Here is a 19934-nt window from a genome sequence, read left to right as displayed (position 1 = left end):
CACCTATGGCGTGGGAGCGTCACCGGGCGCTCATCGTCGCCGGGCTTTGCACGAACAAGCGCGCCAGCGAATTGCCGAACTTCGGCTCGGCCCGGCGCGCGGCAATCTCCCGAATGCGCTGGACGCTGTCGGGCGCGACGAAGAGCTCGGCCAGGGAGGCGTTGTTGCGCCCCAGGTACGCCCGCCGCGCGGCGTCGCCTGCGTTCGCCAGCAGCGAACGGCCGCCGGTCTTCAGCGCCGTCAGCCCCTGCTGCGGCAGCGTCTCGCCGCCGATCTCAGCCCGGTACTGCGTGTTGAAGTCGGTCGGGCTGCCCTGAGGCTTCCGGGTGCCGGTGGCGCGGAAGTTCTCGATGAGATCGACCAACGAGCGCGGAGCGTCCGGGCTGTTTGGCAGGGCCCCGACCACGGCCCCCAGATTCGCTTCCTGCTGATCCGTCCCGGCGATGTCCTTGGCGAACTTCGCCCCGCCGCCCTGGGCCTCGCCGCCGACGAGCCGCGTCATGCTGGCATCGGCCTGGTTGGCGAGACGCTGACGAACCAGCTGCGCGATAGCCTCCGGGTCCAGCGCACCGATGCGGCGCGTGGCGTCGGCCAGTTCGCCCTGGCCGCCGACGTTCAGGTGTGGGCTGCCCGCCGGTGGCAGAAGCGCCCGGCCGGCGGCGTCGGTGGTGGCCGCTTCGGAGATCTGCCCGACCGGCCCGACGCGCTGACCGGCGAGCGCCGTGTCGGCGGCCTGCACACCCATGATGCGCTCCCGCAGCCCGGGCACCTCGCCGAGAATGTCGGCGGAATCGCGCGTGCCGAGCGCCAGCCGATCACCGGACAAGCGGCCCCGGCCGTCGGTGGCCGCGTTCAGCAGCTTCGTGCCGAGGTAGTCCTCGAAGCCGGCCCGGGCCTCCGGCGGCGCGACGCCGTTGAAGATGCGCACCACCGACGGACCGGCGGCCTCGAGCGACGGCGCCACGCGCTCGGCCGGCATCGTGAAGCTGTGGGCGCGCTCGTCATAGTCGATCGCCTTGGACAGGGCCGGCGTCTGGAACGGCTCGAGCGGCCGGCTCGCCGCCGCGAAGTTCTGCGTGGCGGCGGCGTGTTCCGGCACCAAGGCCAACGAGCTGTCGATCTGGTTCTGCACGCGGGTCAGCGCCGCCGCGGTCGGACGGTCGCCATCGCGTACTGCCGCCGTCAGCAGCGCGCCGACCTGGGAGCGCACGTTGCCGAGCCCGGCCACCGTCGTGTCGAGGCCGCCGCCGCTGCTCAGCATGCTGCGCACGTTGCCGAGCACGGACGCGGTGCCGCCCTTGGCGTTCTGCAGCTCGCCGTCGATGAAGCCGGCGATGTTGCGCGGGTCGGCCTGGATCATGCCGGACGCATCCGGGGCCGAGAGTGCTTCGATGCGCGGCGTGCCGGGCGCCGGCTCGACCGGCGCGTAGCCGCCCTCGTCACCGCCGTAGCGATACGTGGTGCGCTGATCCGGCTGGAACGTGCGCGGCTCCAGCGACGAGACGTCGATCTGCGGCTCGGCCTCGCGCGCAGCCCGGTAGTCCTGATCGGCGAGCGCGTTGCGCATGCCCTCGCGCCGCTCGTACGTGCCGCGCAAGCCTTCCTGCAGGCGCGGTCCGACGGAGCCCGCCGTCTCCGGCGTCGCGGTGCGCCATATCGCTTCCTGGAGGGCTGTGCCTTCCGGCGTCGCCATGATCGCGCCGTGCGCCGCGTCCGACGCGCGAGGCCCGAGCGTGGACGGATTGGCGCTCTGCGGTGCGATCGTGTCGAAGGCGTTGTCCGCCGCGGACTTCATCGCCCCGGGCCGCCGCGCCATCATCTCGGACAGCGCGACGCTCTGCGGCGAGCCTTCGACGAAGCGCTGAACGTCGGCCAGCTTCGTGGCGTTGCCTGTTGCCTGCTGGATCGCCTCCGCGCCGGTCAGCGGGTTGCCGATCCGCTGACCTGCCTCTGCGATGCGCTGCGCCTCACCGAATTGCTCCGGCGACACACGTCCGGCCGCCGTGCCGATCACCCTGGCCGGTGCGTTCGCGCGGGAGACCGCCGCGGCCGTGCCGAGCCCGCCCGTGATTGCGGCGACCAAGCGGGCGTATGGCTCGTACGCCGTACCCTTCGTCGCCTGTCCGGCATACTCGGACGCGGCGGCTGGAATGACGGTCTCCGCAAGCTTCCGAACCGGTCCGCCGGGGCCGATGGCGGCGCCCGAAGCGAACTCGGCGAGCGTGTGCGCGTACTGGCCCGGGGCCGTCTGCGGCTTGTAGAGCGGGCCGGTGATCTTCTCGACGAGCCCGTTCACCGTGTCCTGGGACGGCATGAACGGCAGGTTCCGCACCGACTCGGCCGCGTTGGGCAAGCCGACCGCGTCGAGCGCCTTGCCGTAGAGCGCCCCTTCGGCGCGCTGGATCGTGCCGGGCATACCGACGATGCCGGTCACGCCGTTGACTAGGCCGGAGACGATGCTGCCGCCGACGTCGCCCGCATCATCGTACTTCGGCTCGGCAGCCGAAGCGGGTTCGGCGAACTGAGAAAAAGGATTCGGGCGGGTCGGCGCCGCGGGAGCCGGGTCGGCCAGCGCTTCGAAGGGGTTCGCCATCTATCGCGCTCCGAGAATGCCGGCGGCCGCCCCGGCACCGAACATCGCGTCGAAGTCCGAAGCGAGACCCGGGTTTGCCTTGAGGTGGGCGATCTGCCGCGCGTTCGCCGTTGGGTTCGTTTGTGTGCCGAGCGTCGGCCCACCTGCCGCGGTGGCCTCCTGACCCTGCGGAGCGGGCGGAACCGGCGCACCGAGCGCCGGCATGGTCGTCTGGCCGGACGAGGGCCCAGCGCTACCGGCAGCCGGGTCGGACGAGCCGGCCGGCCCGCGCTGCTGACTGAACCGCGAGAACGGCGTTGCCACTGCTGCGATCTGCGCGTCGGCGTCGGCCCGGCTGAGTTCGCCGCGCAGCGCCTTGGCCGCGATATCGCCCACGGCCTGCTTGTACTGCGCGCCACCACGGAGCGTATCCATGATGATCCGATTGCCGCCGGGCTGCGTCAGGATCGATGGGATGCTTTCCAGGAAATTCTGCAGCTCGCGGTCCGACTGCGCACCGGAGCCCGGCACTCGCAGGGCCGGCGCGATGCGCTGCGCAATGGCGTTGGCCGCCGTGAGCTGATCCATCTTCCCGCCGGTCAGCCCGTCGGCGACGTCGTTCAGTCCGATCGCTTTCGCGTACCCGGCGACCTTCAAACGCCCCGCCGTCGTGACCCCGGTCGGGGCATCGGTCAGCAGCTCGCCGAGCGTGTCGACGTCGCTCTGGAAGCCGCGGGCGGCCTGCCCGGCGGTGGCCATGGCACCATAACTTCTCGCAGCCGCCGTATCGGCTTCCGTCTTGAACGGGTCGGAGACGGCGCCGCGGCCCTCGGCTGCGATGGCGCTGTCGTACTCGGCGATGCGGGGATCGTTGGGCGGCAGCGCGGCGCGCTCCGACTGGAGCCGGTTCAGGTTCGACGGAGCCTGCTGCGCGGGCGCGGGCTGCTGCCCGATGGCATCCGAGCCGTAGACCATGCGCGGGCCGTTCGCTGCCGCGATGGTCTCCCGCGGGATGGTACTGAGGAACGCAGCGTCCTGGACCGCCGGCGTTTGGCGGCCGAACACGGCGGCCTTCATCTCGTCCGACGAGAGCGGCTTCGGCACACCTGCAGCTGTGGTGATAACCGGCAGGCCGACCGTGCCCGCGACGTCGACCGGGACGTCCGGTCGGACTTGGCCCGGGTTGAGGGGGCCGAACAGGCTGGCGATCGTTGAGCCGCGCACCGTGTTGGCGTTGCGGGTGTTCTCGCCCGTCTGCTGCAGGTTGGTCTGCTCCACTGCGCGCGTGTTGTCGGCCGTGTTGTTGAAGCGCGATGTCGCGTTGTTCTGGTCGACGGCGTACAGGCTCGTCGTGCCGGTTTGCAGGCCGGCGGCGATGGCCTGCCGATCGAAGTCGGGCGCCTGCGGGTTGGCGAAGAGGTAGGCGAGCCGGCTGGCCTTCTCGCCTTCTGATTTCGCGTGCTGCGCCGCGTACATGTCGGTGCCGCTCGGTGCCGCGAACAGCTTGCCGATGTTCGTCGCCGCCTCGGCCATGGCCGGGTCGTTGTACCCGCCGCCCCCGCCGTAGAACTTGTTCGCTCTGATCGCCATCGTTCGCCTCAGTGCATCGTCGAAGTGGTAGCCGCGGGCCTGAGGCGTTCCAGAGTTCCGCGCTGGCCATGGGCGCGCATCCGGGCCTCCATGCGCTGAAGCAGGAATGCGTTGGTCATCGCGTTGGCGAAGTGAGCGACGCTGTCGAGCCACTGCGCGATGTCGAATTCTGAGGTGTCATCCGGCGCAACGGCTGGGGCGCCGAGGGATCGGATGACTGCAGCAGCGCAACAAAGTCCGACCTCTACTTCAGACCCTTCGATCTCGCTCGCTAGGTGCCGCTGTAGCGGCTCGACCGCCTGAGCGAGCCGCAAGACAGCGAGATCGATCAGATGCTGCGAAGCGCCGGCTCCAAGAAAATGAGTGTGCTCCAGGATGGCGCGCAACGCGTCCCGGACCTGCTCTGCCAACTGCTCCGGCGTTGGGGCGAACGCGAGGTGATCGCCGAGCTCCCGCACGAAGGTGTCGGGGTCGGTGTAGACGCCGGTCAGGTGGTCGGAGTGCGCCGCGTCCATCATCCGAAAATTCCGTCCGGGTCTCGAATCGGCCGCCGCGTCCGAATGCCGACCATCGCTTCGATCTCATCGGATCGGCGGTCGTAGGCGCGGTCTGAGATGGCCTCCAACAGACTGCGAGTGCTCATGTCGTTCTGGAGAATTCGAGCGTAGCCGTCCGCGTCCAAGATCGTGTGCGGCGGCCGGGCGGCCCGCTGGTGGGGGAGCTCTGCCCAGACAATGGTTTGGAGTTCCGCCGCTTCGAGGCCACGGATCAAGTGTGCGCGTGGGTAGTCGCGCAAACACGCCGGCAGCACCGCCTTGGCGATGTTCAGCTGCCGCAGAATCTCGTCGCGGGCGCCCGCGGTCAGCTTAAGGTTTGTCGTGTGGCCGCACCGGGTGGCGATCGAAGCCAAGGCCTCGGCTAGGGCGAATTCGGTCTGCTCGTTGCGGCAGGCCTGGGCGAGTTTTCCACACACCGTCGCGGCGGCATGGCGCAGCGGGTCCGGCGGTGCGACGTAGTCGTCGTCGAAGATGGAGACGTTCCGGTGCATGCCTCATAGTATCGCGTACCGTAGCCTTGGGCCAGAGAAATATGATTTTCGTCAATGACTTAGCCGGAAACCCGGAGTGGTGGTACTAGGGGTTTCAGCGGTATACCAAAGCATACTTGGCCGAAGAAAAGCGGGCCTGAGGTTTTAAGGCGCCGCAAATTTCTCCAGGCGTAGCCGGCGCTTTTCCCGAAAGCGGGGGGAGTACACCCCAGGGTACGGACCCGGGGTGGCGGCCCCCAGTCGGCGGCCTGTCGCCTGTCGAGCGCCAGCCAGCCTGAACCTTGCATGCCGACCTGGGCTATCCCGGGTGACAACGATGCTGGCGCTGCTTCGTCATCTCCGCACTCAGATCCTGTACAAGTTGGTCAGGCTCGACGTTGCTGCCGCCGACCGAGCGGAGGCCGTGGGCGACGCTGTGCGATCCGGGAAGCGATTGGCGCGGGCAGACGTCCGGCTGCGGAAGGTGTGCGGTCTGAGTGTCTGGCCACCTGAACGCGAAGTTCACGACGACGCTGGAAGGCAGCGGAATTCCGCATAGGGCTAAGGGTCGCTGCCGTTGCAAATCGCTGGGAGTTCCGTTACATGACAGTCAACGAGCGTTGAATTTCGTGTAACAGGGTCTGAGATCGATGGCAGAGGGCAAGTTCATCAGCTACCTGCGGGTCTCGACAGCGAAGCAGGGCGCATCCGGCCTTGGCCTCGAAGCACAGCGCCGGGCCGTCGCCGACTACCTGAATGGCGGTCGCTGGAGCGTCATCAGCGAGGTCGTGGAGGTCGAGAGCGGCAAGCGCAACGACCGCCCCAAGCTCGACGATGCCCTGCGCCTCTGCCGCCTGCACGGTGCAACGCTCGTGATCGCCAAGCTCGACCGCCTTTCCCGCGACGCGGCCTTCCTGCTGAATCTGCAAGCCGCCGGTGTTCGGTTCGTAGCGGCCGACATGCCGGAGGCGAACGAGATGGTCGTCGGCATCATGGCAGTGGTGGCGCAGGCCGAGCGCAAGATGATCTCCACCCGCACGAAAGCCGCTCTCCAAGCCGCAAAGGCTCGCGGGACGAAGCTTGGGGGCTTTCGGGCCGGCGCGGCCCTCACGGATGCCGCCAGGGCGAAGGGCGTGGCATCCCGACAGGCCACTGCGGCCGGACGCTCGGCTGACATCGCTCCGATTATCGCCGAGATCCGCGCGAGCGGCGCGGCCTCGCTGCGAGAAATCGCGGCGCAGCTGAACGATCGCAGCATCCCCACGGCTCGAGGCGGCGTCTGGAGCGCCATCCAGGTCCAGCGTGTCATGGCACGCGTCGAGGCCTGAAACGCGAAAGGGGCGCCGATCCGGCGCCCCTCGATCATTGGCAACTGCAGCCGGCCGGTCAGGCCCGCAGGTTCTTCAACCCGAGCTGCTGAGTCGCTGCCACGACCTTGGCGACATAGGCGCTTGGGCCGTCTACCTCGATCGTCGTGAGTTCGGCGTCCTCGTACGTCACGGACCGTATGCTTGGAACGAAGCCGTAGCCTTCGATGCCGAGTGCCAAAATAGCGCCCCTCAGCTTTGAGCCGACCTGCTCTTCCGCCACGACCATGAATTGACGCTCGTCCGGGTCGTCCAGATCTTCGGGGCTCAAGTCAAGCACGATGTAGCCCGGCTGAACAAACCAGGAGAGCGTGGCGGCCCCATCGGGCAGGATTGTGGTCCGAAATTCGAATGTGGGCTTGCGCATAGCGGTGGTCCTCTGACGCCGTGTTCAAACGGCGAGCTGCGATCCGGGGTTTGAACAACCGGCCACCGTCGGCTCCGCGTGCCTTTAGGCTTACGCCCTGGACATACGCTCGCGGACCCCGGAGATGCAGGAGGCGGTGGCTCATTGAGGTGTTCAAACCCTAATAAAAGCATTAATCTCCAAGCGATGGATGTCAAACAAATATACGTCCGTTTTATAACGGACGAAACGGACGGACGAAACGGACGAAACGGACGAAACGTATGTTCTTCAGATAAATGCTTCGGTGTTATACGTGCTAATGCCCATAGTAGGGGCTGGCGCGGAGAAGAGGCATCTTATGAAGCTCGATTTGACGGAGGTGGCGATTGAGCTTCGCTGTCCGAGAGGCTGGATCATGGCTCTCTGGGAATCCGGCCTTTTGCCGTCAGAACAGCCAGATCGCTTTGAGATCGTTTCAGAGGCGCTCGACCGATTTCTTGGAGCTGAGAACAGTTCGGTCCCACCTGGCACCGACTTGCGGCGCATCTATCGCGAAAAGGGTGCAGCGGAACGGGCCGGTGTCGCCTTCATGACCTTAGGCATGCATAGATCTATGGGGTGGATTCACCCTATTAGACCAAAATACAATCTCATTCTTTACCGCGAGATCGATATTATAAGGTACGTAGAATACAAAAAAGACCGCGCAGATATGCGAAGGGACGCAGTAGATTTCAAAACCAAGCAGAAACTGCGCGAGCGGGCCGCCAAAGAGCGTAAAATAAAAGAAAGATTATCAGGTCGTGCGCCACCAGAGCTTGCACTAAAAGTAGGTCGGAACGGGGTTTATTACATCCAAGGCTGGGCGGATGGAGGAAGGGTTTGGATCAACACCAAAACGATATTTCAGGACGAAGCGGCGGCTGCGCTTCTTCAATGGCGCATCGATCGGACAATGCCTGAACTGCCGCCTCCGCGGTACCTGATCGGCAAGCTCAAGCTCTACCCGGACGGCGGTTGGCGGATCTGCTGGTACGAAGCCGGTAAGATGCGAAACCTCAACCTCAAAACAAAGTACCGCGCGGCGGCGAAACGGGCGCATGAGGCCTGGGAGAAGGAACACGGTTGGACCGGAATGTTAGCGCGGCAGGCAGCTGAGCGCGCTGCTGAGAAAGCACGCATCGCCCAGGGGAGGGTAGGCGCCTATCCGAAGATGCCAGCGCCTGCTGCGCCTTCGCTCCGAGCGTGGTCATTCCCAAAGGTCTCGCCGTCACCCTCGTCGTGATCGATCGTCCGGGCTTCGGCCTCAAGCTCGGCGATCCGGGCCTTCGTCGCCAGCATGAAGGCGCTGAGCTCGGCGGCCGACATCTCGTGCAGCTCCTTGGTCTCGGCGCCGGTCTGGCTGGCCTTCCAGAACGGCAGCAGCGTCTTGCTCATGTCGATCAGCTGCTTGGCCGGCGTGTCCGGATCGTCGATTAAGTTCTCCAGGCGGCCGAGCAGCTTTGGCGCCATCCGGTCGAGCCGGTTCGTGACGTCTCGCGACACGGCGAGCTGTATGCCCGGCTTGGCCAAGTTCTGGGAGGCGCGCTGCCGCGGCTGGGCATAGCCCGCCTTCTCGGCCGCATAGGTGGCGTCGCCCGTGGCCGCATATCGTTCCACGAAGACCCGCTCCTGCGGTCCCAACGTACCAGATTTGGTGGGCATATCGGACTAGTCCGCGCTAAAACCACAACATGTTGTTTCGTAGTAGCCTACACAGCCAAACTGTCCGTAGCAAATGCACCGCTCGACCGTCCGTCGATCCATCTTCTTGCCCAAGCGCATCCATCAGCATCGGGCTTAACGCCCTTAAAACCGACGGGGAGGAGGCCGGAGCCATAGGCGGCGGGACGCCAGGCCTCTCCCGTTAGGGACGAAGTTTGCGGGTCCGAGTTTGCGGGAGTTTGCAGATGAACTCGCTACCTCTAAGAAAACCTATATTTTGCAATGGGATAGGAAGGATTTTTGTTTGCGCCAGCAGATAGTTCGCAGGCAGAATGCAGGAAGTTTGCGGCTCCATCCCGCAAACTAGTTTACAGTCAACAATTTCAAGGACTTAGCAAGCACAGCTGCGTAAGTTTGCAGGAGATTGCGGGTTTGCAGAATGAAGTTTGCGGGCGATTTCGGCTCGTCGCTAAGGCCTAAGGAACGCTTGATCGGCCAACGAACACGAGGTTGAGCGTTAGCGCCGGACTGGGTGACATACGCCGACCATTCAATTGTCGGCGAGGAACGCCTCGGCGGTCCGCAAGGCCAGGGCCATAATCGTCAGCGCCGGGTTCGCGGCAAGTGAACTCGGGAATGTCGAGCCGTCACTGATCCAGAGGTTCGGCACGTCGAAACTCCTGCCGAACGGATCGACTACCGCGCTCCTGCCATCCTCGCCCATGCGGCAGGTGCCGATCGTGTGGGCGACGCGTTCCATCACCCAGATGTCCTCGGCACCGGCTTCCTCCCAAAGGCCACGCATGAACCGCGTCGCATGGGCATTCAGACGATGCTCGTTGCTGCCGTAACCGAAGCTGACCCGGGCCTTGCGCAGGCCATGGGCGTCGATCTCGTCGGCGAGCGTCAGTACGTTGGCATCGCAGGGCAGCGTCTCGCCGTTGATGCCGATCCCGGCCACGTGGTTGTAGCGGGCGAGATAGTCGACGAGTTGCTGACCCCATAGGCCGCGACCGCGCGCCACCTGGTTCCCGAATGTCAGCGGCTGGACACCCAGGCTCTGCACGAGATAGCCGCCGGCGAAGTCGGCGTCGGCCGGGCGAATCATGTCCTCGGTGATGAGCGAGGACGGATAGCCCTTATTCGGCCGGGTCTCCTGCGCGAACGTTCCCCAGACCTGCGTCGCCACGTGCCCCATGTAGTTGCGGCCGACCTGATCGCTCGAATTGGCGAGACCGAGGTTCAGCAGCAGGCGCGGCGTCTCCACGGCGCCCGCGCAGAGAAACACGGCGCCGCAGGGCTGACGGACGTTCTGTCCACCCGTTCGGTAGATCACGGCCGCGATCCGTCCGGTCCCGTCCCGTTCCAGTCCGTGGGCAAAACATTCGGAGCGGATCTCTGCGCTGTTGCGGACGGCCAATGGCAGATAGGTCACGTCCATGCTGGTCTTAGCGCCGGTGCGGCAGCCCTGATGGCAATAGCCGCAGTTGATGCAGGCCGGGCGCGCATCGGCACCCGCGGCCGCGAAGTCCCGCGAGACCACGGCGGCGGGCGCGTCGGTGGCACGGATACCTTGCGCCGCACAGGCCTTCGCCATGATCTGCGCCGGTGCGTTGCGCGGCACCGGCGGCAGCGGGTAGCGCCGCTCCGGATCCCAGGGGTAATCCTGGGCACCCGAGGCGCCGATAAAGGCCTCGACCCGCTCGTAGAACGGCAGCAGATCGTCATAGTCGAGGGGCCAGTCGACGCCTTCTCCACTCTCGGTGTGGATCTTCAGGTCGCGCCGATCGGCGCGGGGGATGAAGGCGCCCCAGTGCAGCGTCGAGCCGCCGACGCCAGTGCCGCTGTTGTTCGCGCCGAAGGCTTCGGGCGTCGAGCCGCCGCTCAGGCGCTCGTCGGTCCAGTAAATCTCCGCGGCGAGCGTTTCGTCGAAGGCAAACTCCTTCGGCGTGAAGTTCGGCCCGGCCTCGAGAGCCACGACCTTTAGACCGGCCGCGGCCAGGCGAGCGAGCAGAGGCGAACCGCCGGCACCGGTGCCGATGACGACGGCATCCACCGTGTCGGCCGTCGAATAGCGGCGCATCCCGTCGAGATTCATCGGACAGTCTCCGCCTGCGTCGACCCATCACGGGCGGCGGGTTCCCAGGCCTCCCGCTCACCGAGCCCCACCGCTATGAAGCCGTGCAGAACGAGCTGATCACCGCCCGCACCGATCCCCGAGAAGCCGAGAGCCGCCAGTGTCGCCGGATGCGCGAGGTAGATCTTGACGGCGTCGGCCCGCAGGTCCTCGAACCAGAGGGTCATCGCAGGGCCCGGCAAGACGTCGCTTCCGGAGATCTCTTCTCCGATCGCCGCGATCATCCGGTCCTGTTCGGCGCCGTCGAGTTCGAGGAAGGAACAGCCGGTCGCCGCGCGGGTCGCAGCATCGAGCGTGCGCAGGCCGCGCCGGTAGGCCTCGGCATCCGGCGGCAGCTGAACGTAGCGCCAGCCGTCGCCCATCTCGCTAGCCAGCGCCCGGTCGATGCGCGCCGCGATGTCGATGCGGCCGGGACCGGCTTGGGGAACGATCCGAGCCAGAAGTGCGCGCAGCAGCGCGAAGGCCTGAACGTCGAGGACTTGCGGGTGATAATCCGGATCGTCGGGATCAGCGCGATGCAGCAGGGCGGTGCGCAAGCGTTCGTTCACTCGGTCGGACTGAATCAGCGACCGATAGGCCGGCGGGATCTCGAGCGCAGCGGCAGACGCGGATTCCAGCGTCGACAGGTAGGCAGCGATGTGCTCCGCCACATCATCGGGCCGCTCCAGGGGCAGGAGATGCCCAGCACCGTCCAGGACAACCTGGGTCACGTGGGCGAGGTGCGGCACGGTGTGTTTCGCCTGCGCCTCTGCGCCGAGATCTGCGTCTTCCGATCCCGTCAGGAGCAGTGCCGGCGTGGCGAGGACCCCGATGCGCATGCGCCAGTCCTCGCGGCTGCCAGATCCGAGCCACGCGCACCACGCTGCCCGGTTCAGCCGCAGGACGTCGTCGACCGCGAGGGTGTGAGGGTCCGGCGTCAGGCCCGTGCCGACGTTCTGAGCGACAAACCCTTCGGCCTGCCTGCGGCTTGCTTCGGCACCATCGCGGAACCAGGCGAGCATCTCAGCTCGCTTGTCGTCGGACATTGGCTCGGGGCCAGACGGCGAGCCGGCGATGAGCACCAGCCCGGTGAGTCCTTCGAGCCCGGCCTCACCGTCCTCTGCCCGGCGTGCCAGGGCGAGGGCGACCTTCGCACCCATGCTGTGGCCGGCCAGAGCGAAGCGTATCGGCGCCACGGTGCGAATGCGCGCTGCGACGTGGTCTGCCATCTCCGAAACCGTATAGCCTGCAACTTCGGCGGCATCACCGAACCCGGGCAGGTCGATGGGGATGCAGCGGGTGGCGGGACCGAGGCGGTCAGCGACGCCAGCCCACTCCCGCGCGCTTCCGCCGAGGAAGTGCAGACAGAACAGATCGATCGGCGCGGAGGCAACGTTGTGCATCGCAGCAAAATCGCGCGGTTCGATCGTGGATCAAGCGCCCGCGACACCGACGGCAAAGCCATTCCAAAATAGATCAACAGCGGCGCTTATGGGGCCCGCTCGCAGTCTACCAGTTGCAGTCTTCACCGCATGGCGGCCCTTGCCCGGTCTATAGCTCCAGGCCTGATAAGGTCGCGGCAGCCTGGATAAGAGCTAGATGAGTCAAGCCCTGCGAAAGATTGCCGAGGAAGGCGCCGGTCTTCGGATCGACCATCTCGGAAGATAGGCCGGAAGCGGCAAACGACCGAAATTGTCGTTTCCGGTCAGCCGCTTAGTTCAGGGGCGGCCTATTAGCAGGCCCGCGCGTCGCACTTCGCGGCATCACAACAATTACAATGATTTACGCCCGCTTCCGCCAGTTTAGCGGCCTGTCCGTTGCGCACGGCTTTACGCATGAATTGCGCATGGGGAAAGACCGATGCCTGAGGCGGTGAGCGGGCAGTCGGCCGATCTGACTGCGCTCGCGCAAACTGTCGTTGCGGCGATCGTGGAGCACCCTGACGGCGCCGAGCAGGCCTTGAGGCTCGTCGGGGCAATCGAGGCCAACACGCAGACGCTCGCCGAACGGACCTATGGCGAGTTCAACAGCATGGACGCCTGGAGCGAGGAGCAGCGCCAGGACTACGCCCTACGCGCCATCGTCGGGCGCGTGGTCGAGACGGTGGCGGTCCTCGAACCGTTCGGCCGGCCGGCTCAGGACGCCGCCACGCACCTGATGCGCGAGACGTACTTCGCAAGGCTGGCGGCCGTTGCTCTGAGCGCACGGATCGGGGCTGGAGCACTCCAATGATGCGACAGGGCTCAGTAAAGCTTGAGGCCGCCAAGCACTACTAGTCGAGAAACAAGTAAACGTGTATTCGCCAAACGTCTCGCATGGCTTGCTATTTTGCTGCACGCGTGTTTTCTATAACTTTATCAAATTCATCTACAACGACTAATTTTCGATTTCTGACAGCTATTTTTCTAATTAAATTATGCTTATCTTCAAATAGGCCCACATATTGCAATTCTATAGTAAATCGGATCGATTCTATAAAATTGTCCCCGACGGCGGCATTGGTTTTAGAAGCCTCAATTTCCATTCTTTTAATGTTTGCCACAGACTCTTCAAGCGGCGAAAACAAAAATTCGCATTCGACAGTTCTGTCTTTTTCTACAATATAGTTTAAACAGGCGCCGAAAACTGGCTGGGGAGTTAACAAAAGCCCAGTATCAATATTTATGCTTTTTATCTGCGCGGGAGAGCCGCCAATATTTTTTATATAAACATTAAAAGTCTTTGCTAAGTTGCCTCCGAACTTTTTGTTATTTTCATTCGCACCTAACACATCCAGAACTGGAGCCTTTTCAGATCTAAAAAATTGCTTCTGCTCTTCTCTTGTTTGCGCGGCCTCGCGCCAAGACAGGAATGAGAACAAAGATGAGGCTAAAAAGGCACACGCTGTTGCAATTTGTGCAACATAAGATGCCCGCTCCAGTGGCCCCCAACTCTTCCATTGGTTTAAATCTGGAAGCATTGATTCCCCACTAGGCGGATTTTAGTCGAAATTGTCGCGTTTTGTCGCACCTCAGGTAGTGTGACATCACGTGACCGGGTGTGACGTCGCTCGGACCCGCCAAACCTTACACCACCTAACGCCGTTAGGCCGCGCTATCGCAAGCCTCTCGTAATCGCCGTTCTAGAGACGCCATGGCGATCGTGCTCCCGTTCCCGGCCGCCCGGCGCCGAGGCTTTATCTGCAAGCAGGGTGCCCGCCTCGCCGACTTACCGAGGCGCGAGGCCGAGAAGCATCTCGCCTACCAGCTTCGGCTTCAGCACGAGACGATGGCCCGCAAGGGAATCGACACTGCCGAGATCGAGTGCCAAGTCGGCGCGCTTGAGACGGCCATACGGTGCGAGATCGCCCGCAACCTTGTCACCTACGGCAGCCTCGCCCGGCCTATAGACGACGCCACGGTTCTACAGGTCATCGAGCATCTGCGAGGTGAGGTTCGCGCGCGAGGTAATCAGATCGAGGCGCAGACCGTCCGTCTTCAAGCACTCGACCGTATCGAAAGAGCCACGGGCTCACGCTGCATCACCGACACGGCGACGATGCTCAAGATGGGCCGCGACGCCCTGTACAAGTGGATGAACGCGAACCGCTGGATCTATCGCCGGGCTCGCACCGAAACATGGGTAGCGCACCAAGAACGCGAACGTGCTGGCCTACTGGGGAGCGTGCCCTACCACTACACAGGCCGAGACGGGTCGCCGTGCGTGAAGATGCAGGTGTTAGTCACGCCGAAGGGGCTGGTCCGGCTCGCGAAGTTGCTCGGTGGCCAGATTGACGACCAAGGGACAACGGCGTGACCAACCCCGCTAGTGTAAATCTTAAATGGGCAGAACCAGAATTTGGTCAAAGTCCTGTGCGGTCTTATTCTATGATAAGAAGCAACCACCCCTCATTGTCATTTAAGTCGTTATCATTGGCGGAGAACCAAATACTCCCTGGGCCGCGTATGGTCAATATCTCTCCCTCGTCTCTATAATATTCAATGAAATTACTATCTCTACGTACAACCAGGCATCCTTCTGGCGCTCCAGGTATCGGATAGTTGCCATTACCCGCCGAACTTCCGCCTTTCGCAGAATACCAATTCTTAGTGTCCTTTCTCACATGCGTTAGCCAGACATGATCTGGGTCCACTCGCACTCGGATCGATTCATTTGCCTCTAAATATCTACCGTAATTCTCCGCTGTTCTAGCAAACACTTTTACCTGTTCCACTTGTGTCTCCCTGGTAATCTAATTGCTGGAACGTCTCGGACAAATGACCAGATCATGCCACACTTCAAAAGCTGCACTACAGATCAGGAGTTGGCAAGACGCACAGTAGCTCCCCACCCCGGGGTCGAAAGATCCCAACATAGGAAGGCGGCGACCGCAGTTGGTCGCATTCGCAGAATTTTTTCTGGTGGGGGAAATGACATAGTGCGGAGTACATGCGGAGTTTGCCGCAAGTCTCTGAGGTAGCGACGCTTTCGTCCAATCGCTCCGCAGTCCGCACCTGATCCGCAGCGCGAGGGTGCGGAGTGGCTGGCCGACGACATTAAAAGTAGCGCGGGTGCCCCGGTGCTCCGATTCCTCGACCGGCGAAGCGGGCGGGACACCGAAAGCGCCCAGCTCGGCTTGGCACTCGTGCCGCCGCCCGTGCCGTAGCCTCACTCCTTGGTCGCGCATGCCCGGCCGACGGCGACGATAGCTTGCGTTCCTTGACCGCCAATCTGGGTAGCAGGAGGGAATTGAGCCGCATTTCATCTTCTGCGGCTTATCGGGACCGAGGCTTCGGCAGGCGTGCTTGCCGAAGAGGGGATAGCAACGGACTTAACCGGCTGCGCGCCGACGCCGAGCGCCCGCTCGATGATGAGATCGCTGCCGCGAGCGGCGAGATTGGCCCGCAGCCGATTGAATTCGCCGCACCAGATCACTTCTTGGTCCCGATCGCGTTCCGTGGTGCGCGGTTGCGAAGGCTGGTCCGCGCCGACGACGCGGATCTGCAGGCGGTCAAGGTTCGCTGAAGCGCCGAGCTCCACCCCATAGTCCGCGCTAGCGGGCTTGCGCAGAAAAAGCCGGCCATCCTGCGCCCAAGCGGTGGCCATGCTTTCACGGACTTCGTAGCCGAGCGTAGCGAGGCCGCTCAACACGGCGCGGCGCCGAGCGGATGCAGCTTCGCTTTTCGCTTCACGCTCCGCGATCTCCTCCGCCGCCGCGCAGAGCTTCTCCGCATGCTGGAAGTCGGCAGAATACAACGCTCCCGCGACTTGCTTCGAGAGAGCCTGCGCATCTGCGCTCGCCAGCAGGCCCAACGTCGCGCGCGCGCCGCGCAGGCGATCCGCAACCGCTTCGTGCGCGCGCTGATCCGCCACCCATCTCCCCGCATCGAGGCATAGCGAGTCCGTCAAGACGGCGCGGCGCGTAAAATCGGCTTCCGCGGCGATGCTCGCAGCCCGATCGGCGAACCGCTGCAGCGCTTTCGCCCCGCCGCGCGTCTCAATATCGGCGAGCAACGCATCAAGGCGCGCGTCGCACGGATCGGCGGGCGCCGCCGTCGCCAACCAGGACGCCAGGGACCGCTGCTCGGCGCCGGCGGCCAAACGCTGGGCCAGTTCTCGCTGCCCAGATGCTGGCGACAGAGGGCTAGCGGCGGCGCGCAGCTGCCCGAGCGCGCCATTCATCGCGGCCTCAAGGACGGCGAGCTTCTCCGCGCTCGCGCCGAAAGCGCTGGCCGTCGCTTGGCGAAGGTCTTGATCGACTGCCAGCCCCTGCGCCTCCAGCGCGCGCACCAACGCCCGGGCTCCCTCAGCAAAGCGCCGGCTCCGCGTCCGCGCCTCGGCGGCGGCGCCCGCCGCCGCTTCCCTGATACGATCCTTATGCGTCTGCAGGCCGGCGATGAGCTCCGGCGCGCGCTTCTGCAGCTCCGCCCAACGCTCCGCCGCGAACTGGCTCGCCAGGATCTGCCGCTGGCGCGCGAGCTCCGTCTCCAAATCTGCATCGAGCCGATCGAGCCGCGCGGCGACGCGGCGCAGCGCGTCGATCGCTTCATCTAGCTGCGCCATGTGCTGGCGGCAGATCGCCTCGATTTCCTCGCGCGTGACGATCCGAACGACCTTAGGCCCGCTCATGCGCGCAACCCCATACCCATGGCCTCTTCGACCGCGTGGCGCAGCCGCGCCTCTTCCTCAGCCCGCCGGCCGTACCAGGAAACCGACGAGACCCGATGCAGCCGAGGCACCGAACGGCCGAGCACCGCGGGCCGCCAGATCTCGCGGGCACGGGCGCGGGCGAGCAGCGGATGGCGCGGCGCGTCGCATTCGATGCCGATGCCGAACAAGCCAGTTTCTGGGTGCTCGATCGCGAAATCCAGCCCGAAGGCGTCGCCATCTTGCGCGGCGGGGATCGGCTGGTGGCCCAAGCTGCGGATGAACGCGGCGACAGAGGCCGCGAAGCCGTCCGGTCCGTCGGCGCCGCTGCGCCAGATGCGCCGAGCCTGTTGGCCGAGGCGGCCTTGACTGCTCCGAGCGGCGTCCAGGTCGCCGCGCGATATCTTGGCGGCGTAGTCGAGATAGGCCTGGAGATAATCCCGCGGCGTCGCCGGCGCGCGGCCTGCAGCGAGCCAGTCGGAGACGTCGTTAACCGGCATCGAGGTGATGAGGATGACCTTGTTCCGCGCGCGTGTCACCGCGACGTTCAGGCGCCGCTCGCCGCCGGCCTGCCCGAGGACGCCGAACGAGCGGCGGAACGTGCCCTGATGGTTGCGCCCGAAGGTCGTCGAGAAGATGATGACGTCGCGTTCGTCGCCTTGGACGTTCTCGACGTTCTTGACGAAGAAGCCCATATCTTCGCCGCGCTGCGTGCGGTCGCGCTCGCGGTGCAGCGCCTGTAGGAAGGCCGGATCTTCGTCCGCACGGGCGCGGATCGCGTCTTCGACGCAATCCGCCTGCTTGCGGTTGAAAGTGACCACGCCCACGCTCGGCCGTTGATCGGCGGGCTGCGCCCAAAGCTGCTCTAGGACCGCTACGACGCGCTCTGCTTCAGCGGGATTGGTCTGCTCCTCGTAGACGCCGTCGACCCGCAGCACCTCGATCGGCGCGGCGCGCCGCACTTCGTCGTCAGGATGGCGGGCGGGAACGTTCAGCGTATGATTGTAGAAGGCGGCGTTGGAGTAGCCGATCAGCTCGCGGTAGGCCGAGCGGTAATGGATCTGCAGCGCCGCCACCGGCAAGACGCTGCGGCCGAGCTGCAAGAGGTCTGGACAGCTCTGCACGTCCCGCCGGTTCCACTGGTCCGCGTGCGCGGCGCGCGCCGCATCTGTCGTCTCTTCGATATTGCCGGCGTCCGAATCGTCGTCGTCGCCGTCGATGCGGCTGCTGAAGAAGCTCGAGGGCGGCATCTGCTTCTCATCGCCGGAGATGACGGCGCGGCGCGCCCGGAACAACGCGGGCGTGGCGTGCTCGACCGGCATTTGCGACGCCTCGTCGAAGATCACGACGTCGAACAGGCCAGGCCTGAGCGGCAGCAGGCGGCTCGCGACATCCGGGTTCATGAGCCAGACCGGACGCAGCCGCATCAGGCCCAACTCAGCGCCTTGATCGAGAATCTCGCGCAGCCGGAGCGCGCGGGCTCCTCGCAGCCGCGTGATGGACTCCCAGGCGGTGGCTGTTCCGAGCCGCCCAGCGTCGATGTCGGCGACCAGGAGCTGGCGGTTGAGGGTCCGCATTTCGGCGTCGAGGATCGCCAAAGAGGCCACCTTGCGCGCGATCTCCTCCCGCTCGAATTCAAGCTCCGGCCATTGGGCTTCGAACCGCGTTCTCCAGGCGAGCAGGCTTTCGCGCTGCAGGGTGCGCTGGACGAGGCCCTCGCGGTCGCTCGCCGGCAGAGCGGCGATGGCCGTGGCGTGCGGGCGCAGGCACGCGAACGCCTGCAACGCCTGCGGCGAGAGGACGGCCGCGCGAGCGCGGAAGCGCTGATAGGCGGCCAGCTCCGGCAAGCGCCGCACGATCGCAGCCAACCGATCTTGGTTCGAGGCGTGCGCTTCGATTGCCTTCGCGCATGACGCCATCCAGGCCGGGTCGAACCACGCGGCTAAGGCATTCAGCCGGGCCGCGCTTGCCTGGCGCGCGGCGAGGCGGGCGAAGGCGAGCTCATAGCCGGCTAGCAGGTGGTCCACGGCGGCGCGGGTTCCCATTCTCGCGATCGCTTCGGCTTCGCGGCGGCGCGGCGCGGCGAGGATGGCCGCGGCCGCCGGAGAAACAGACGCCAGCGCGGCGGCCATGGCCCGCACGGCCTGTCGCAGATCATGCAGCGTGGCGGCGGCGTTCGGCTCGCTGGCGCCTAGGGCCTGCTGTAGGGCGCCAACCCTCTGCCGCAGCGGGCGCAACTCACCCTCAAGCGCCAGCGCGGCCGCCAGGCGACGGAAGTCGCCGTCCTCCGCCGCCTGGCCAAGGCCTGCGAGGTAGGCGCGCGTCACCCGGCGGCTGCGCCACCTGCCAAGGCTCAAGCGCTGCATGAAGGTCGCCGCAGGCGTCCCAGCGGCCGCAGCGGCGGCGAAGCGGGCGGCGCGCTTCGGCTCCGGCAGGCCGTTCAGCGCGGTGAATAGCGACGCATCGTGATAGGCCGAATCCAGCGCGCCCAGCGCGCGCTCCAGATTGCCCGCTTCGGCGATCAACGCTTGGCTGCGCGGCGCCAGAGCGCCAGAGGCTTGGAAGAGGTCGAACCATGCTCGCAGATCGGCGCGCGCGGCATCCGGCAGTTCGCGCAGCGCGCCGGCTTGGGCGTTCAGCCACGCCTGATGCGGCTCGACCTCCTCAAGATCGAACATGGGCGCGCCGCGCGCGACGACGTCATCGCGCAGCCGCTCGGCCATGGCGATGGCGGCGAGACCGGCATGCAGGCTCTCGGTGACCGCCGCGTCGACGGCGAAGCCCTGGAGGACGGCGAGCGGACTGTCTTCGTAGTTGGCGTCGAGCCACAGGCGCACCAGCGGCGCGCAAGTCTCGTCAAGCGCCGCCACGCCGCCGCGATCGAGCCGGGCCAACAGCGGCCGCAGCGCCGCGGCGTTGAGGTACGGTCCGGCGGCCTCGACGCCGATCAGCTCGCCGATCAACTCGCGATAGGTGAGGCCGGTTTGCTCGTCCGCCGCATGCAGAGCCTCATGGTACCGATCGACTTCGCGCTCCAAGACCTCGATGCGCGCCGCTTTCTCGCTGCGCGACCGGCGCAGCGC

The 19934-nt window shown here is 65.4% G+C and carries 15 protein-coding genes; 4 read left to right on the top strand and 11 right to left on the bottom strand.

Annotated features, from left to right (window positions below):
• Window positions 1-19: 19 nt before the first annotated feature.
• Genes FV217_RS14870 through FV217_RS14855 form a run of 4 tightly spaced genes read right to left on the bottom strand, consistent with a single transcriptional unit; the run spans window position 20 to window position 5210 of the window.
• A complete protein-coding gene (locus tag FV217_RS14870; protein ID WP_147817959.1) occupies window positions 20-2593 on the bottom strand; it encodes a hypothetical protein in 2574 nt (857 codons plus the stop codon).
• Window positions 2594-4162 carry a hypothetical protein gene (locus FV217_RS14865; RefSeq protein WP_147817958.1) on the bottom strand — a complete coding sequence of 523 codons (1569 nt, stop codon included), beginning with the start codon at window positions 4160-4162 and terminating at the stop codon, window positions 2594-2596.
• Window positions 4163-4170: 8 nt separating this feature from the next.
• Window positions 4171-4680 (bottom strand): hypothetical protein, encoded by a 510-nt coding sequence (locus tag FV217_RS14860; protein WP_147817957.1) that lies wholly within the window; start codon window positions 4678-4680, stop codon window positions 4171-4173.
• Window positions 4677-5210, bottom strand: coding sequence for a hypothetical protein (locus FV217_RS14855; protein ID WP_147817956.1), 534 nt, complete (start codon window positions 5208-5210; stop codon window positions 4677-4679). The genes FV217_RS14860 and FV217_RS14855 overlap by 4 nt, the downstream gene beginning before the upstream one ends.
• Window positions 5211-5839: 629 nt before the next feature.
• Between FV217_RS14855 and FV217_RS14850 the strand changes: the two genes are divergently transcribed.
• The gene (locus tag FV217_RS14850; RefSeq protein ID WP_147817955.1) at window positions 5840-6517 is read left to right on the top strand and encodes a recombinase family protein; all 678 of its coding nucleotides are present in this window, start codon (window positions 5840-5842) and stop codon (window positions 6515-6517) included.
• Between the two features lie 58 nt (window positions 6518-6575).
• On the opposite strand, the gene FV217_RS14845 is transcribed toward FV217_RS14850, so the two are convergent.
• On the bottom strand, window positions 6576-6923 hold the full coding sequence (locus tag FV217_RS14845; protein WP_147817954.1) for a hypothetical protein: 348 nt from the start codon (window positions 6921-6923) through the stop codon (window positions 6576-6578).
• Between the two features lie 340 nt (window positions 6924-7263).
• Between FV217_RS14845 and FV217_RS14840 the strand changes: the two genes are divergently transcribed.
• A complete protein-coding gene (locus tag FV217_RS14840; RefSeq protein ID WP_147817953.1) occupies window positions 7264-8190 on the top strand; it encodes a hypothetical protein in 927 nt (308 codons plus the stop codon).
• Here FV217_RS14840 and FV217_RS14835 read toward each other — a convergent pair.
• The 3 genes from FV217_RS14835 to FV217_RS14825 form a co-directional block, all read right to left on the bottom strand.
• On the bottom strand, window positions 8109-8609 hold the full coding sequence (locus FV217_RS14835; RefSeq protein ID WP_147817952.1) for a terminase small subunit: 501 nt from the start codon (window positions 8607-8609) through the stop codon (window positions 8109-8111). The genes FV217_RS14840 and FV217_RS14835 overlap by 82 nt on opposite strands.
• A gap of 550 nt (window positions 8610-9159) precedes the next feature.
• On the bottom strand, window positions 9160-10707 hold the full coding sequence (locus FV217_RS14830) for a GMC family oxidoreductase (protein ID WP_147817951.1): 1548 nt from the start codon (window positions 10705-10707) through the stop codon (window positions 9160-9162).
• Window positions 10704-12128: an alpha/beta fold hydrolase gene (locus FV217_RS14825; protein ID WP_147817950.1), complete on the bottom strand. Its 1425-nt coding sequence runs from the start codon at window positions 12126-12128 to the stop codon at window positions 10704-10706. The genes FV217_RS14830 and FV217_RS14825 overlap by 4 nt, the downstream gene beginning before the upstream one ends.
• Window positions 12129-12585: 457 nt before the next feature.
• Between FV217_RS14825 and FV217_RS14820 the strand changes: the two genes are divergently transcribed.
• Window positions 12586-12957 (top strand): hypothetical protein, encoded by a 372-nt coding sequence (locus tag FV217_RS14820; protein WP_147817949.1) that lies wholly within the window; start codon window positions 12586-12588, stop codon window positions 12955-12957.
• Between the two features lie 91 nt (window positions 12958-13048).
• Here the strand turns inward: FV217_RS14820 and FV217_RS14815 are convergent, their stop codons facing one another.
• Window positions 13049-13684, bottom strand: coding sequence for a hypothetical protein (locus FV217_RS14815; RefSeq protein ID WP_147817948.1), 636 nt, complete (start codon window positions 13682-13684; stop codon window positions 13049-13051).
• A gap of 173 nt (window positions 13685-13857) precedes the next feature.
• On the opposite strand from FV217_RS14815, the gene FV217_RS14810 reads away from it, so the two are divergent.
• A complete protein-coding gene (locus tag FV217_RS14810; protein WP_147817947.1) occupies window positions 13858-14520 on the top strand; it encodes a DUF6074 family protein in 663 nt (220 codons plus the stop codon).
• 945 nt (window positions 14521-15465) lie between these two features.
• Here the strand turns inward: FV217_RS14810 and FV217_RS14805 are convergent.
• Both FV217_RS14805 and FV217_RS14800 read right to left on the bottom strand, forming a co-directional pair.
• A complete protein-coding gene (locus FV217_RS14805) occupies window positions 15466-16833 on the bottom strand; it encodes a hypothetical protein (RefSeq protein ID WP_147817946.1) in 1368 nt (455 codons plus the stop codon).
• Window positions 16830-19934 (bottom strand): AAA domain-containing protein (locus FV217_RS14800; protein WP_246682821.1); only part of this gene is annotated, 3105 nt, incomplete at its 5' end. The genes FV217_RS14800 and FV217_RS14805, both read right to left, overlap by 4 nt.

It is taken from the genome of Methylobacterium sp. WL9 (genome assembly GCF_008040035.1).
Classification (GTDB): domain Bacteria; phylum Pseudomonadota; class Alphaproteobacteria; order Rhizobiales; family Beijerinckiaceae; genus Methylobacterium; species Methylobacterium thuringiense.
Note: the sequence above shows the minus strand (reverse complement) of the source record. Positions and strands in the feature narration are given on the sequence as shown.

What these genes read in the sequence shown, in the direction of transcription:
- FV217_RS14850 (WP_147817955.1), top strand. Translation starts at nt 5,840, where the DNA reads ATGGCAGAGGGCAAGTTCATCAGCTACCTGCGGGTCTCGACAGCGAAG.
- FV217_RS14855 (WP_147817956.1), bottom strand. Translation starts at nt 5,210, where the DNA reads ATGCACCGGAACGTCTCCATCTTCGACGACGACTACGTCGCACCGCCG.
- FV217_RS14820 (WP_147817949.1), top strand. Translation starts at nt 12,586, where the DNA reads ATGCCTGAGGCGGTGAGCGGGCAGTCGGCCGATCTGACTGCGCTCGCG.
- FV217_RS14830 (WP_147817951.1), bottom strand. Translation starts at nt 10,707, where the DNA reads ATGAATCTCGACGGGATGCGCCGCTATTCGACGGCCGACACGGTGGAT.
- FV217_RS14860 (WP_147817957.1), bottom strand. Translation starts at nt 4,680, where the DNA reads ATGATGGACGCGGCGCACTCCGACCACCTGACCGGCGTCTACACCGAC.
- FV217_RS14805 (WP_147817946.1), bottom strand. Translation starts at nt 16,833, where the DNA reads ATGAGCGGGCCTAAGGTCGTTCGGATCGTCACGCGCGAGGAAATCGAG.
- FV217_RS14835 (WP_147817952.1), bottom strand. Translation starts at nt 8,609, where the DNA reads ATGCCCACCAAATCTGGTACGTTGGGACCGCAGGAGCGGGTCTTCGTG.
- FV217_RS14810 (WP_147817947.1), top strand. Translation starts at nt 13,858, where the DNA reads ATGGCGATCGTGCTCCCGTTCCCGGCCGCCCGGCGCCGAGGCTTTATC.
- FV217_RS14815 (WP_147817948.1), bottom strand. Translation starts at nt 13,684, where the DNA reads ATGCTTCCAGATTTAAACCAATGGAAGAGTTGGGGGCCACTGGAGCGG.
- FV217_RS14865 (WP_147817958.1), bottom strand. Translation starts at nt 4,162, where the DNA reads ATGGCGATCAGAGCGAACAAGTTCTACGGCGGGGGCGGCGGGTACAAC.
- FV217_RS14840 (WP_147817953.1), top strand. Translation starts at nt 7,264, where the DNA reads ATGAAGCTCGATTTGACGGAGGTGGCGATTGAGCTTCGCTGTCCGAGA.
- FV217_RS14845 (WP_147817954.1), bottom strand. Translation starts at nt 6,923, where the DNA reads ATGCGCAAGCCCACATTCGAATTTCGGACCACAATCCTGCCCGATGGG.
- FV217_RS14870 (WP_147817959.1), bottom strand. Translation starts at nt 2,593, where the DNA reads ATGGCGAACCCCTTCGAAGCGCTGGCCGACCCGGCTCCCGCGGCGCCG.
- FV217_RS14825 (WP_147817950.1), bottom strand. Translation starts at nt 12,128, where the DNA reads ATGCACAACGTTGCCTCCGCGCCGATCGATCTGTTCTGTCTGCACTTC.